General features: G+C 52.4%; 15 protein-coding genes. 8 read left to right on the top strand and 7 right to left on the bottom strand.

Going from position 1 to position 14,165, the window contains the following annotated elements:
* Nucleotides 1–222 precede the first annotated feature (222 nt).
* The gene (gene dsr1 / locus KXJ80_RS00080) at nt 223–4,053 is read left to right on the top strand and encodes an anti-phage defense-associated sirtuin Dsr1 (protein ID WP_259474354.1); all 3,831 of its coding nucleotides are present in this window, start codon (nt 223–225) and stop codon (nt 4,051–4,053) included.
* Between the two features lie 610 nt (nt 4,054–4,663).
* Here dsr1 and KXJ80_RS00075 read toward each other — a convergent pair.
* The 7 genes from KXJ80_RS00075 to merR form a co-directional block, all read right to left on the bottom strand.
* On the bottom strand, nt 4,664–4,900 hold the full coding sequence (locus KXJ80_RS00075; RefSeq protein ID WP_259474353.1) for a hypothetical protein: 237 nt from the start codon (nt 4,898–4,900) through the stop codon (nt 4,664–4,666).
* A 328-nt stretch (nt 4,901–5,228) separates the two neighbouring features.
* Entirely contained in the window at nt 5,229–5,798 is a 570-nt protein-coding gene (locus tag KXJ80_RS00070; RefSeq protein ID WP_259474352.1) for a DUF2913 family protein, read from the bottom strand.
* A 14-nt stretch (nt 5,799–5,812) separates the two neighbouring features.
* Complete coding sequence (locus KXJ80_RS00065) at nt 5,813–6,949, bottom strand: tyrosine-type recombinase/integrase (RefSeq protein WP_259474351.1); 1,137 nt, start codon at nt 6,947–6,949, stop codon at nt 5,813–5,815.
* A gap of 38 nt (nt 6,950–6,987) precedes the next feature.
* On the bottom strand, nt 6,988–7,629 hold the full coding sequence (locus tag KXJ80_RS00060) for a hypothetical protein (protein ID WP_259474350.1): 642 nt from the start codon (nt 7,627–7,629) through the stop codon (nt 6,988–6,990).
* A 360-nt stretch (nt 7,630–7,989) separates the two neighbouring features.
* On the bottom strand, nt 7,990–8,553 hold the full coding sequence (locus tag KXJ80_RS00055; RefSeq protein ID WP_069455561.1) for a hypothetical protein: 564 nt from the start codon (nt 8,551–8,553) through the stop codon (nt 7,990–7,992).
* Nucleotides 8,554–8,565: 12 nt separating this feature from the next.
* Nucleotides 8,566–8,787 (bottom strand): TIGR02922 family protein, encoded by a 222-nt coding sequence (locus KXJ80_RS00050; RefSeq protein WP_069455560.1) that lies wholly within the window; start codon nt 8,785–8,787, stop codon nt 8,566–8,568.
* A gap of 84 nt (nt 8,788–8,871) precedes the next feature.
* Complete coding sequence (gene merR / locus KXJ80_RS00045) at nt 8,872–9,306, bottom strand: mercury resistance transcriptional regulator MerR (protein ID WP_000414383.1); 435 nt, start codon at nt 9,304–9,306, stop codon at nt 8,872–8,874.
* A gap of 71 nt (nt 9,307–9,377) precedes the next feature.
* Between merR and KXJ80_RS00040 the strand changes: the two genes are divergently transcribed.
* The 7 genes from KXJ80_RS00040 (at nt 9,378) to KXJ80_RS22515 (ending at nt 14,125) form a co-directional block, all read left to right on the top strand.
* Nucleotides 9,378–9,728, top strand: a complete 351-nt coding sequence (locus KXJ80_RS00040; RefSeq protein WP_001294666.1) for a mercuric transport protein MerT — start codon at nt 9,378–9,380, stop codon at nt 9,726–9,728.
* Between the two features lie 15 nt (nt 9,729–9,743).
* Entirely contained in the window at nt 9,744–10,019 is a 276-nt protein-coding gene (gene merP, locus KXJ80_RS00035) for a mercury resistance system periplasmic binding protein MerP (RefSeq protein WP_000732290.1), read from the top strand.
* Nucleotides 10,020–10,090: 71 nt separating this feature from the next.
* Nucleotides 10,091–11,776, top strand: a complete 1,686-nt coding sequence (gene merA / locus KXJ80_RS00030) for a mercury(II) reductase (RefSeq protein WP_000149288.1) — start codon at nt 10,091–10,093, stop codon at nt 11,774–11,776.
* Nucleotides 11,777–11,790: 14 nt separating this feature from the next.
* Nucleotides 11,791–12,429, top strand: a complete 639-nt coding sequence (gene merB / locus KXJ80_RS00025) for an organomercurial lyase MerB (protein WP_000761850.1) — start codon at nt 11,791–11,793, stop codon at nt 12,427–12,429.
* 111 nt (nt 12,430–12,540) lie between these two features.
* On the top strand, nt 12,541–12,906 hold the full coding sequence (merD, locus tag KXJ80_RS00020) for a mercury resistance co-regulator MerD (RefSeq protein WP_000995361.1): 366 nt from the start codon (nt 12,541–12,543) through the stop codon (nt 12,904–12,906).
* Nucleotides 12,903–13,139, top strand: a complete 237-nt coding sequence (merE, locus tag KXJ80_RS00015; protein ID WP_001087810.1) for a broad-spectrum mercury transporter MerE — start codon at nt 12,903–12,905, stop codon at nt 13,137–13,139. Before merD ends, merE begins: the two co-directional genes overlap by 4 nt.
* Nucleotides 13,136–14,125, top strand: coding sequence for a DUF3330 domain-containing protein (locus tag KXJ80_RS22515; protein WP_001276635.1), 990 nt, complete (start codon nt 13,136–13,138; stop codon nt 14,123–14,125). The genes merE and KXJ80_RS22515 overlap by 4 nt, the downstream gene beginning before the upstream one ends.
* The last annotated feature ends 40 nt before the right edge of the window (nt 14,126–14,165 follow it).

Here is a 14,165-nt window from a genome sequence, read left to right as displayed (position 1 = left end):
TAAAGTCTCAATCCTTGGGGTGACTTGCTCACCCCTTTATTCCTATCCTACAGGAATACTGTGAAAATGTTTTGCGCGTTTTTCCAGATGGTGTATTTGGTAGAAAACTGATAAGTTCTTTGCATATAGATAGTTAAACGTGCATGCGCAGTAATAAACTGTTATCCCCATTAAGCCCTCATTTGCTCGAATGAACATACACATTGGATAGGAAGAAAAGAAATGCAATTCGTCACCCACGGCCCTGACATTCCGGATGCACTTTTGCAGGCGCACGAGGAAGGCCGCGTGGTGTTCTTCTGCGGAGCAGGAATTTCCTACCCTGCTGGTTTACCGGGTTTCAAGGGTTTGGTAGAGCAGATTTACCAGCTGAACGGAACAACTCTTTCAGTCATTGAGCGTGAGCCCTTCGAGCGCTGGCAGTTCGACGCCACACTGGACCTGCTGGAACGGCGCTTGCCGGGGCAGCGTATGGCCGTCCGCCGCGCGCTGGCACAGGTCCTGAAGCCGAAACTCCGGCGCAAGGGTGCTATTGATACGCAGGCGGCACTGTTGCGATTGGCTCGCAGCCGCGAGGGTGCACTTCGGCTGGTCACCACCAACTTCGACCGTATCTTTCACGTTGCCGCCAAACGGACGGGTCAAGTATTTCAAGCCTACGGCGCCCCAATGCTTCCGCTCCCGAAGAACAGCCGTTGGGATGGACTGGTTTATCTGCACGGCTTGCTGCCGGAAAAGGCTGATGACACAGCCCTTAACCGTCTGGTGGTCACCAGCGGAGATTTCGGCCTCGCCTACCTGACGGAGCGCTGGGCAGCGCGCTTCGTGAGCGAGTTGTTCCGCAACTATGTGGTCTGCTTTGTGGGCTACAGCATCAACGATCCGGTACTGCGCTACATGATGGATGCGCTAGCAGCAGATCGGATGCTGGGTGAAATAACGCCGCAAGCTTGGGCACTGGGTGATTGTGAGCCGGGGCAGGAGTATCGGAAAACCATCGAATGGGAAGCGAAGGGTGTCACACCTATTCTCTATAACGTACCGGCTGGCAGCCATGACCATTCTGCGCTGCACCAGACCTTGCACGCATGGTCAGAGATCTACCGTGACGGCGTGCAAGGCAAAGAAGCCATCGTCGTCAAACATGCTATGGCCCGTCCACAGGACTGCACTCGGCAGGACAATTTCGTTGGCCGTATGCTGTGGGCCTTGTCAGATAAATCAGGTTTACCGGCAAAGCGCTTTGCGGACCTCAATCCTACCCCTTCGCTGGACTGGCTGCTGGAGCTCTTCTCGGATGAACGTTTTGGGCACGACGATCTGGCCCGTTTTGGCGTGTCGCCACACGATGATGTGGACGCCAATCTGCGCTTCAGCCTGATTCGCCGACCCGCACCCTATGACTGTGCCCCATCCATGCTGCTGGCCACTGGCGGCCTAACCAGCAGCCAGTGGGATGATGTGATGTTTCATCTTGCCCGCTGGCTGGTACGCCACCTGGATGACCCGAGATTGATCATCTGGATTGCTGAGCGCGGTGGACAAATGCACGACCGGTGGCAGTGGTTGATTGAGCACGAACTGGATCGCTTTGCTTCACTGGCGCGTGAAGGCAAAACCTCAGAGCTGGATGAAATTCGCTTGCATGCCCCCAAGGCGATCCCTGGCCCCTTGATGAGTACCCTGTGGCGGCTACTGCTCAGCGGTCGGGTGAAATCCCCATGGCATTCCTCGGATCTGTATCGTTGGCAAGGTCGTCTGAAACGTGAAGGCTTAACCACCACATTGCGTCTGGAGTTACGCGATCTGCTTGCACCTAAGGTGGTTTTGAAGAAGCCGTTTCGCTTGAGCGACGACTCGAGCAGTACTGATGATCCCCAAAATATCAAGCAGTTGGTGGACTGGGAACTGGTGCTGACTACTTATCACGTGCATTCCGCTATGCGCGACCTTGCTGACGAGCCATGGAAATCAGCTCTGCCGCAGCTGTTTGAGGACTTCCAGCAACTGCTTCGTGACGCACTGGATCTGTTCTGCGAGTTGGGCGAGGCCGACAACCGTAGCGACCGTTCGCATTGGGATCTGCCATCCATCACGCCACACTGGCAGAACCGGGGGTTCCGCGACTGGGTAAGCCTGATCGAATTGCTGCGCGATGCGTGGTTGGAAATTAACGCCAGTGACAACGCGCGTGCCATTCGTATGGCTCAGGCTTGGTTTGAAATGCCGTATCCAACCTTTAAACGTTTAGCGCTGTTTGCCGCGAGCCACGATGGCTGCATTGCGACAGAACAGTGGGTGGATTGGTTGCTGGCGGAAAGCGCATGGTGGCTGTGGTCCACAGATACAGGGCGGGAGGTGTTCAGACTGTTCGTTCTGCAGGGGCTGCATTTGGCAGGGGCTGCACAGGAACGTCTGGAAACAGCCATATTGGCAGGCCCACCGCGCGAGATGTACCCAGACGATTTGGAGGACGATCGGTGGCAAGACTTGGTGGCTCTCTCCGTCTGGCAGTACTTGGCCAAACTGAACACGTCGGGTCTCGTTTTGGGTGCGCCTGCAGCGGCACGCTTAGCGGAAATATCCACGGCCAATCCGCAATGGCAGTTGGCGACCAATGAGCGTGACGAGTTCTCACACTGGATGAGCGGTACTGGCGATCCGGATTACGAGGACAGTCGGGACGTCGACATTGCACCTCGAAAACGGCAGGAACTGGTAAAATGGCTCACAAAGCCGACGCCCGGACGGCGACCTTTCTACGAAGATACGTGGCGTGACGTTTGCCGCTCACGATTTTTTCATAGTCTGACCGCATTATGTGATTTGGCGCAGGATGACGTGTGGCCCGCTGGCAGATGGCGCGAAGCTCTGCAGGCCTGGGCCGAAGAAGGAAAGGTGTTGCGCTCATGGCGATACGCAGCACCGCTGGTTCAGATCATGCCCGATGCCGTGCTTCATGAGATTGCTCACGGTTTAACGTGGTGGATGGAAGCTGCATCCAAATCGAGCAATCGCCACGAGGGCATTCTGCTGGAGTTGTGCCGTCGTGTGCTTTCGCTGCCATTAGAATCTGGCTCAGGTTCTCGCATCATCCGTAATGGTGTCGAAACATACGATCCCGTCAGTTCTGCAATCAACCACCCTATTGGGCATGTTACTCAAGCCTTGATCAATCTTTGGTTCAAGCAGAACCCGAATGACAACGATCTGCTGCCTATTGATTTAAAGCCCATCTTCACCACACTATGCGACGTGCAGATAGATCGCTTCCGCCATGGTCGGGTGCTGATGGGTTCGCGGCTGATTGCATTTTTACGTGTGGATCGCCCTTGGACCGAACAGCACCTGCTGCCACTGTTCAGCTGGAACAATCCCGTTGAAGCCAAGGCAGCTTGGGAAGGTTTCCTCTGGTCACCACGCTTGTACCAGCCATTGCTGACAGCCTTCAAGTCACAGTTTCTGGATAGTGCAAACCACTATGTCGATCTTGGCGAGCACCGCCAGCAATTCGCAACCTTCCTCACTTACGCCGCATTGGGTCCGACCGATGGATACACCGTAGAAGAGTTCCGTGCTGCGATTGGTGTGCTTCCACAAGAAGGCTTGGAGGAATCCGCGCAGGCGCTCTCTCAGGCACTTGAGGGTGCCGCTGATCAGCGTGAGGACTACTGGAAAAACCGCACCCAATTGTTCTGGAAACAGATCTGGCCAAAATCCCGCGACTTGGCCACTCGACGAATCTCCGAGTCTCTAACTCGTCTGGTGATTGCCGCCCGAGGTGAATTCCCGGCTGCCTTGGCCGCTGTGCAGGACTGGCTGCAACCGATTGAACACCCGCACTTTGTCGTACATAGGCTTCACGAATCGGGTTTGTGCAGCCAATATCCAACTGATGCACTGAGCTTGCTGAATGCCGTGATTGTCGACCAACAGTGGATACCTCGGGAGTTGGGGCAATGCTTAGATCAAATCGTGCTGGTCGCGCCAAACCTTGCGCAAGATGCCCGTTACCTGCGGCTCCACGAATATGTGCGGAGGCGTAGCGTGTGAAAGTGATTGGCGTCGAGCAACACCATCAGCCGAGTCTAATAAGGCAAATACACACGGATAGTCAAGAGCTGCACCGCTCGCGCCTCGCTATGTAACTTTTTTCCCGAAGTAAGCCACAAGGAGTATGATACTTTAATACTCGGTTGTGGTACGGTTCGGACTAAGTTGTGGCAATTAGTATGAATCTTTATTTTTGGTCATAGTTAATCTAGAACGGTATGAGCTGGGGGGGCTTGGTCGTTCAGCCCGAATTCCTCTCCAACATAAACTGTTTGGGCCGTTGTGAGTTGCCTAGAGGTGCATGGGACTCCAATAGCTGTGATTGAATAATATGGCAGATTTTCTGACTTGGGAGCTATTTGGAGAGAGGGAATATGGCATGCGGTCATTGGGGGGCACTATCGTTTAACCATTTTAATTCAAGCAGTTTGGTTATTGCTGCCCGAAGCGGGTTTCCTTCGGCCATGGATGAGTTGATGGTTTATTTATATTAGTCAGCAGCTTAAATTACATTTTGTAAAAAATCAGAACCCCATTGCCAGATCTTTATCCGCTATGAGGTTAACAAACAACTTAAGCCAAAGATAGGTTACGCACTAGTGGAAAATTATCAAAATGAGCCAAACCGAGTCATGATGGAAAGTAAAAATTCTGTCTGAGTTCGAGAACAAATTTCTACTCCTGCATTTGGGCGCATGTTATAAAACTCTCCTTTAAAGTAGAGAAAAGCTTGTTTAGTGTGATTAGCTTGTATTTGTTTGCTCGTATTGGTTGAAATATAGATATCATAGATATCATTTGAATATACCAGCTTGATTGATGCATTCATTGGGTTTGCGTTCATCATTCTAATTCCTTCCTGACACTTCAATGATTTTAATGGCAAATATGATCTAATGGCATCGTTTCAGCGTCGATTTTAGACAGAATAATAAAATCTCCCCTACCAATTACCGCATACTGACCCTTTTATTGTAGGAATGCTATTAATCTATGCGTGAATTTTGCTCAATTTTGAACTCTCCAGATTGATTTTCTCACATTCCTCTTCCATTTGTTTCCAAATTAAGTATCATGAAGTCTCACACAGTTGATTTATCAAAGGTGTGTCCTCCAACGTGGGAATGGGTTCCTACGGGAAAAAAACCAACTTTTTAGTTGGTTTTTTTTCGCCCTTATTTTGGGTTTATAGCTATTTTCGCGTGATTTGCATGCTGTGACAACATCTGAACATTGAACCGCCCATCCAAATCTATCCACGTCATTAACTGTTCAATTTCACTCGATACTTGAACATAGACAAAAAGCGTTACTGGTTCCAAATACCTCCCTTGACCGTCTAGCTTGTTAAATATTTCGTCGTTACAAAGATAAATATTACCAGGATGAGCAACAGTGGATGGAGTACTCAATTGAACCATTAATTGAGTGGCCAAATGCAGGTCCCCAAGGAAGTCAAATAAGTAGGATTCAGCCTCACCTTTTCCACGATAGACTTCAAGATTGTCTAATAGCTTACAAATCTCGTGCTCGAGATTAATCGAGTCAGGCACCAGAGAGAGCTTTTTGAGCTCCTTTTTGCAAGATTTCAAATAAGGTAATTTAATTCTTTCTTTTATATATTTTCGCAATATGTTTGTTCTGGTGGCAATTGTCACATATTTTTCTACTAAGCCAATTTCAAGGTAAAGATGGATTAGTGCATTTTCACAAACGCATTTAAGAGACTGATAATATTCGGTCAATTTTGTGTTCCTTTCTACAACGGGTTACTTTTTTGTCTAAACTTAGCCATGGCACCATCTTCAGCCAATATATCTCTTCCATATCGATAAACCATGACGAGTGAACTCCAACGCCCAGATACTTGAACCTGCATAGGCGAAAAGCCTGCTGCCAAGAGATCTTGACACGCACCGACACGCGCTGAGTGACCACTCCACACTTGCTCGCTACGTAATAAGTGAGGTGAATGAGTTTTAACAAACTTAAAGGCATTTGAAAAAATGCTATCAATTGCATAACCACTCAAAGGCTTAATTTGCTCGCCAATTTTATTTGATTTATGCACACGCTTAAAAATGAGTCCCTTGCGTTCCAGATTGGCCAAGGCCACGTAATCGTTGATCGCGGCCATGCATTCATGGCTCAAAATCACTTTATCAGGTTCGCCGGAATGACGGGTCTTGGTGATCGGAATAAGCAAAATACCACGTCCATCATAAGCCACATTCAAATGCTCAAATGAAACTCTGGCTAACTCGGATTCACGCAACATGGACTCATAAGCCGTCATAAGCAAAGCGAGATCACGCCGCTCAATTAAGCGTTCGCTCTTTGAGTAGGCTTGTTTAAGCACTTCCAAATGTTTCAAATTGAATGCCGCGGCCTGACCAATAAACTCACCATTATTAAGCTTAACTTCTTCCATTTTGCCCATTAAATGCTTAATTTTTAATGGCTCAGTAGGTGAAGGTAAACCGGCAGCTAAGTGATAAGTTTGCACCGCCCAGGAATAAACCTTCAAAGTATTATGTTTAACAGTGGGCGCCAGTTCGATGATAAATCGCTCAAAATTGTCTACAGAACATGGGATGTGCACAATGTTATGTTCACCGCACCACCGTCGAAAAACATCCCAATGCTGACAGAGTGACTTTAGGCTATTTTCACGTAAATTATGGCCGTTATATTCAAAATCACTGAGCAACAATGAAATCAGCTCAGAAATACGCTGCGGTTGAGCATATTCAATGTCACACTCCAACAATGAACGTAATTCATTCTGAAGAAGGGTTCGTCTATCGAGCAATAAGTCTTTGACTTTATGCGGCTTTAGCTCACCATCTATGTTCGAAATTACAGAAAAACTTTCGGTTTTCATAATGTCATTCATCAAAACCTACCCTTGCTAACAAGTCGATAAGGTGAGGGTTATTCTTCCACAATCAATTGTTCCTCCATGCGAAGGGTTACATCTAGCGACAACAAGTGAAAGATAGCTTCATCAATCGTACGCAACCCCTCTCTTTCCATAAGTCCTTTTAGTCTAGAAACGAGCTCTGAAGACAATTCAATTCGGGTTTTATTCTCTCTTTTTTTCAACTGACTAATTTCTTTACGGACCCAGCGCCACCCCTCATCCGAAAATATTGAATTCAACAGCTCATTCAATTCATCCATACTCTCATGCTCAATGCTAGGGACAGGCGTTCGCTTGATGGCGCGAAGTAATCTTGAAGCAGACATCCAGAATTTTTCAGCTGTATCATGGAAGTGAATAAAGTTATGCTGATATCGTGTCGGTGAGATATTGCTCATGGTATGTCGAATATGCCGGCGAAGAAAATGATTGGCAAGTTGGGCCTCTTCAACAGAAAGTAATCGCATTCGCTTTCCTTTGGGTTTATCGCCATACTGATAACGCCACTCCGGGGCCATATATTTTTTTCCGCTCATAATCCCTCCCAGTAAAATGGCTCCACCATAAAACGTCAATTTTTTAATGCTTACTGCAATCAGGCAGATCAAATACGAAAAACAAGTATTATGGCTCCACCATAATACTGAATTCATCTTTAGTCAATCCTAACTTGACATAATTACACTTATGTCAAGTTAGAGCGGAAGTAGACGGGGGAGGGGTCGAGTTATTTATGGTACCACCATAATAGAGATTCTGAACATTTTGGTGGTGTCAGGAGGGATTTGAGGCTTTGGGTGAGCATGTTTTGCAACTGCTTGGCGAAAAGTGAATATCAGCAACTAAGAATCAAGTACGCTGTGAATACTACATTGTTATGATATTAGTGAAACCGATTTTATTAGATTAAAAGTACTTAGGATCAAGATATTGCATTAGTAATATAAGTGCCTCAAATAAATTTCTACGTCCCATAAACATTTAGAAAATTACGTATACAATTTTTAAGGCTGCTAATCCAACCAAACATCACAATTATCAATGAGTAAGTTTCTACTGCTCGCAGAATAAAAATCACTCAAGAACTTATGTGCACCATTAATTCTAATAATCAATTCAGAAGACAAATTCAGATTGAAAGCCCGGTCAAAATAAAATGATAAGATTTCATAATAATGAAGTACATCATTGGCACAAATATTAAGGTGAATAAGCGCTTCCGAAAATTTCACAACTTCAAGATTAAAGGCCAATTCACGGGCTAGCTTTTCGACAATATCCAAGATGTCCATTAGACTTTGATCTTCACTATTAACTACGCAATATACGATTGGCATGTTGTTTCCTACGGGGTTTTGGACTAACTCTGAATCTGATTTTTGAAGAGATACGGCTTGCGTGGCCACTAAATCGAAGAGGCAATCAGAAGTTAAAAACGGGCATTTAGCCTCATAACCATGCTTGCATGTTTTTTTATGCTTATTAGGTATAAGGTTCGTAGGCTTTAGATCCAGTTTAATTCTATATGCGGATTTAAACTGCTTTAAAACGCTGGATATAAATGAAGAACGCAGCATATATCGATTCACTTATGCTACTTGTTGAGCCGGCAACGCTCTGTCTCCAAGAGCATTGAGTACACGAACGCTTCCTTCTAATACGGCCACGATGAGCTTACCTTCCTTAGCATTGGCCGGAATGATTACTCTGCCACTATCAGAAATTTTACAACCAGAGAGGCACTCAGATTTCAAAACGAGTGAAAATTCTTCATCGTAGTACAAAATTGTAATATCCAAAGATTTTAACATGTTACCCCCCTAAGTTTAAACTGTGATCATGGGGTCGTCTCAGAAAACGGAAAATAAAGCACGCTAAGGCGTAACTACCCTCGGCTACACCGCGTCGGCACCACGCGGCTCTTTCTCCCCTTGCAGCGAAGCAATCAGCGGGCAAGAAACGTTCCCTTGCCGCGCATGGCAGGCGAACACAAGTTCGGATAGCACGGTTTCCATGCGCGCCAGGTCGGTCATTTTTTCGCGCACGTCCTGAAGCTTGTGCTCGGCCAGGCTGCTGGCTTCCTCGCAGTGGGTGCCGTCATCCAGCCTCAGCAGCTCTGCGATCTCGTCGAGGCTGAATCCGAGCCGCTGGGCTGATTTCACGAAGCGCACCCGCGTCACATCCGCCTCGCCATAGCGGCGGATGCTGCCATAGGGCTTGTCCGGCTCCGGCAACAAGCCCTTGCGCTGATAGAACCGGATTGTTTCCACGTTGACCCCGGCCGCCTTGGCGAAAACGCCAATAGTCAGATTCTCCAAATTTTTTTCCATATCGCTTGACTCCGTACATTGGTACGGAAGTAAGCTTAAGCTATCCAATCCAGATTTGAAAGGACAAGCGTATGTCTGAACCTCAAAACGGGCGCGGGGCGCTCTTCACTGGCGGGCTAGCCGCCATCCTCGCCTCGGCTTGCTGCCTGGGGCCGCTGGTTCTGATCGCCCTGGGGTTCAGCGGCGCTTGGATCGGCAACTTGACGGTGTTGGAACCTTATCGCCCGATCTTCATCGGCGCGGCGTTGGTGGCGCTGTTTTTCGCCTGGCGGCGCATCTACCGACCGGCGCAAGCCTGCAAACCAGGGGATGTGTGTGCGATTCCCCAAGTGCGCGCTACTTACAAGCTCATTTTCTGGGTCGTGGCCGCGCTGGTTCTGGTCGCGCTCGGATTTCCCTACGTCATGCCATTTTTCTATTAATCACAGGAGTTCATCATGAAAAAACTGTTTGCCTCTCTCGCCATCGCTGCCGTTGTTGCCCCCGTGTGGGCCGCCACCCAGACCGTCACGCTGTCCGTACCGGGCATGACCTGCTCCGCTTGTCCGATCACCGTTAAGAAGGCGATTTCCAAGGTCGAAGGCGTCAGCAAAGTTAACGTGACCTTCGAGACACGCGAAGCGGTTGTCACCTTCGATGATGCCAAGACCAGCGTGCAGAAGCTGACCAAGGCCACCGAAGACGCGGGCTATCCGTCCAGCGTCAAGAAGTGAGGCACTGAAAACGGCAGCGCAGCACATCTGACGCCCTTGTCTGCTACCACAAACGAAAAAGGATCTGTCGCATGACCCATCTAAAAATCACCGGCATGACCTGCGACTCGTGCGCGGCGCACGTCAAGGAAGCGCTGGAAAAAGTACCCGGCGTCCAATCTGCCATAGTGTCCTATGCCAAGGGCGCGGCCCAGCTCGCCCTTGATCCAGGCACAGCGCCGGACGCACTGACCGCCGCCGTGGCTGGCCTGGGCTACAAAGCGATGCTCGCCGATGCCCCGCCGACCGACAACCGCACTGGGCTGTTCGACAAGGTGCGCGGCTGGATGGGTGCCGCCGACAAGGGCAGCGGCGGCGAGCGCCCGTTGCAAGTCGCCGTGATCGGCAGCGGTGGAGCCGCGATGGCGGCAGCACTGAAGGCCGTCGAGCAAGGCGCGCAGGTCACGCTGATTGAGCGCGGCACCATCGGCGGCACCTGCGTCAACGTCGGTTGTGTGCCGTCCAAGATCATGATCCGCGCCGCCCACATCGCCCATCTGCGCCGGGAAAGCCCATTCGACGGCGGCATGCCACCCACACCGCCGACGATCTTGCGCGAGCGGCTGCTGGCCCAGCAGCAGGCCCGTGTCGAAGAACTCCGTCATGCCAAGTACGAAGGCATCCTGGACGGCAATTCAGCCATCACCGTTCTGCACGGTGAAGCGCGTTTCAAGGACGACCAGAGCCTTATCGTTAGTTTGAACGAGGGTGGTGAGCGCGTCGTGATGTTCGACCGCTGCCTGGTCGCCACGGGTGCCAGTCCGGCCATGCCGCCGATTCCGGGCCTGAAAGAGTCACCCTACTGGACTTCGACCGAGGCCTTGGTCAGCGACACCATTCCCGAACGCCTAGCCGTGATCGGCTCGTCGGTGGTCGCGCTGGAACTGGCGCAAGCCTTCGCCCGGCTGGGCAGCCAGGTCACGATCCTAGCTCGCAACACGCTGTTCTTCCGCGACGACCCGTCCATCGGCGAGGCCGTCACAGCGGCCTTCCGTGCCGAAGGGATCAAGGTACTGGAACACACGCAAGCCAGCCAGGTCGCGCATGTGAACGGCGAATTCGTGCTGACCACGGGACACGGTGAAGTACGTGCCGACAAGCTGCTGGTCGCTACCGGACGGACACCGAACACGCGCAGCCTGGCACTCGACGCGGCGGGAGTCACCGTCAATGCGCAGGGTGCCATCGTCATCGACAAGGGCATGCGCACCAGCACGCCACACATTTACGCGGCCGGCGACTGCACGGACCAGCCACAATTCGTCTATGTGGCGGCAGCGGCCGGCACCCGTGCCGCGATCAACATGACCGGAGGGGATGCTGCCATCAATCTAACCGCGATGCCGGCCGTGGTGTTCACCGATCCGCAAGTAGCAACCGTGGGCTACAGCGAAGCGGAAGCGCATCACGACGGGATCGAAACCGACAGTCGCACGCTCACGCTCGACAACGTGCCGCGTGCGCTTGCCAACTTCGACACACGCGGCTTTATCAAGCTGGTCATCGAGGAAGGTAGCGGACGGCTCATCGGCGTGCAGGTCGTCGCCCCGGAAGCCGGCGAATTGATCCAGACGGCTGTTCTCGCCATTCGCAACCGCATGACGGTGCAGGAACTGGCCGACCAGTTGTTCCCCTACCTGACGATGGTCGAGGGGCTGAAGCTCGCGGCGCAGACCTTCACCAAGGATGTCAAACAATTGTCCTGCTGCGCAGGATGAAAGGAGATGGAACCATGAAGCTCGCCCCATATATTTTAGAACGTCTCACTTCGGTCAATCGTACCAATGGTACTGCGGATCTCTTGGTCCCGCTACTGCGGGAACTCGCCAAGGGGCGTCCGGTTTCACGAACGACACTTGCCGGGATTCTCGACTGGCCCGCTGAGCGAGTGGCCGCCGTACTCGAACAGGCCACCAGTACCGAATATGACAAAGATGGGAACATCATCGGCTACGGCCTCACCTTGCGCGAGACTTCGTATGTCTTTGAAATTGACGACCGCCGTCTGTATGCCTGGTGCGCGCTGGACACCTTGATATTTCCGGCGCTGATCGGCCGTACAGCTCGCGTCTCATCGCATTGCGCTGCAACCGGAGCACCCGTTTCACTCACGGTTTCACCCAGCGAGATACAGGCTGTCGAACCTGCCGGCATGGCGGTGTCCTTGGTATTGCCGCAGGAAGCAGCCGACGTTCGTCAGTCCTTCTGTTGCCATGTACATTTCTTTGCATCTGTCCCGACGGCGGAAGACTGGGCCTCCAAGCATCAAGGATTGGAAGGATTGGCGATCGTCAGTGTCCACGAGGCTTTCGGCTTGGGCCAGGAGTTTAATCGACATCTGTTGCAGACCATGTCATCTAGGACACCGTGATCGGATATCGACCCAATGTTCTACGGCACCGGCATCGGATTCGCAGCGCGCGGATTGAACTCGGCGAAACGGTATATGCATTGCCGTGAACCGACCAAAAGGAGGTGTTCGATGAACGCCTACACGGTGTCCCGGCTGGCCCTTGATGCCGGGGTGAGCGTGCATATCGTGCGCGACTACCTGCTGCGCGGATTGCTGCGGCCAGTCGCCTGCACCACGGGTGGCTACGGCCTGTTCGATGACGCCGCCTTGCAGCGACTGTGCTTCGTGCGGGCCGCCTTCGAGGCGGGCATCGGCCTCGGCGCATTGGCGCGGCTGTGCCGGGCGCTGGATGCGGCGAACTGCGATGAAACTGCCGCGCAGCTTGCTGTGCTGCGTCAGTTCGTCGAACGCCGGCGCGAAGCGTTGGCCAATCTGGAAGTGCAGTTGGCCGCCATGCCGACCGCGCCGGCACAGCATGCGGAGAGTTTGCCATGAACAGCCCCGAGCGCATGCCGGCCGAGACACACAAGCCGTTCACCGGCTACCTGTGGGGTGCGCTGGCGGTGCTCACCTGTCCCTGTCATTTGCCGATTCTCGCCATTGTGCTGGCCGGCACGACGGCCGGCGCGTTCATCGGCGAGCACTGGGGTATTGCAGCCCTCACGCTGACCGGCTTGTTTGTCCTGTCTGTGACGCGGCTGCTGCGGGCCTTCAGAGGTCGATCATGAGCGCTTCCCAGCCAATTGAATGGACAGTGGCGCAACTGGCGCAGGCGGTCGAGCGCGGGCAGCTTGAGCTGCACTACCAGCCGATTGTCGATTTGCGCAGTGAGCAGATTGTCGGCGCGGAAGCCCTGTTGCGCTGGCGTCATCCGACGCTCGGACTGTTGCCGCCGGGCCAGTTCCTGCCCGTGATCGAATCGTCCGGCCTGATGCCGGAAATCGGCGCATGGGTGCTGGGCGCAGCCTGCCGTCAAATGCGCGACTGGCGGGTGCTGGCATGGCAACCGTTCCGGCTGGCCGTCAATGTTTCGGCGAGCCAAGTGGGGCCAGATTTCGACAAGTGGGTAAAGGGCGTGCTGGCCGATGCCGGGTTGCCCGCCGCGTATCTTGAAATTGAGCTGACCGAATCGGTTGCGTTCGGTGATCCGGCGATCTTCCCCGCCCTGGAAGCTTTGCGACAGATCGGTGTGCGCTTCGCCGCCGACGACTTCGGCACCGGCTATTCCTGCCTGCAACACCTGAAATGCTGCCCCATCAGCACGCTCAAGATCGACCAATCGTTTGTCGCCGGACTCGCCAACGACCACCGCGACCAGACCATCGTGCGCACCGTGATTCAGCTTGCGCATGGGCTTGGCATGGAAGTAGTGGCCGAAGGCGTGGAAACATCGGCGAGTCTTGATTTGTTGCGACAAGCGGACTGCGACACAGGACAAGGCTTCCTGTTCGCCAAGCCGATGCCGGCGGCGGCATTCGCCGTCTTCGTCAGTCAATGGAGGGGTGCCACCATGAATGCAAATGATCCGACTGCCACCAGTTGCTGCGTGTGCTGCAAGGAAATCCCGCTCGATGCCGCCTTCACCCCGGAAGGCGCGGAATACGTCGAGCACTTCTGCGGGCTGGAGTGCTATCAGCGCTTCCAGGCGCGCGCCAAGACCGGGAGCGAAACCGATGCCGATCCGAACGCCTGCGACTCATCACTGTCAGACTGAGGCATACCCTAACTTGATGTCAGATGCCATGTGCAAACGA

The sequence above is a fragment of the Shewanella xiamenensis genome, assembly GCF_024971755.1.
In the GTDB taxonomy this organism is placed as follows: domain Bacteria; phylum Pseudomonadota; class Gammaproteobacteria; order Enterobacterales; family Shewanellaceae; genus Shewanella; species Shewanella xiamenensis.
The sequence above is the reverse complement of the archived record's forward strand: the minus strand, read 5'-3'. Positions and strand labels throughout refer to the sequence as shown.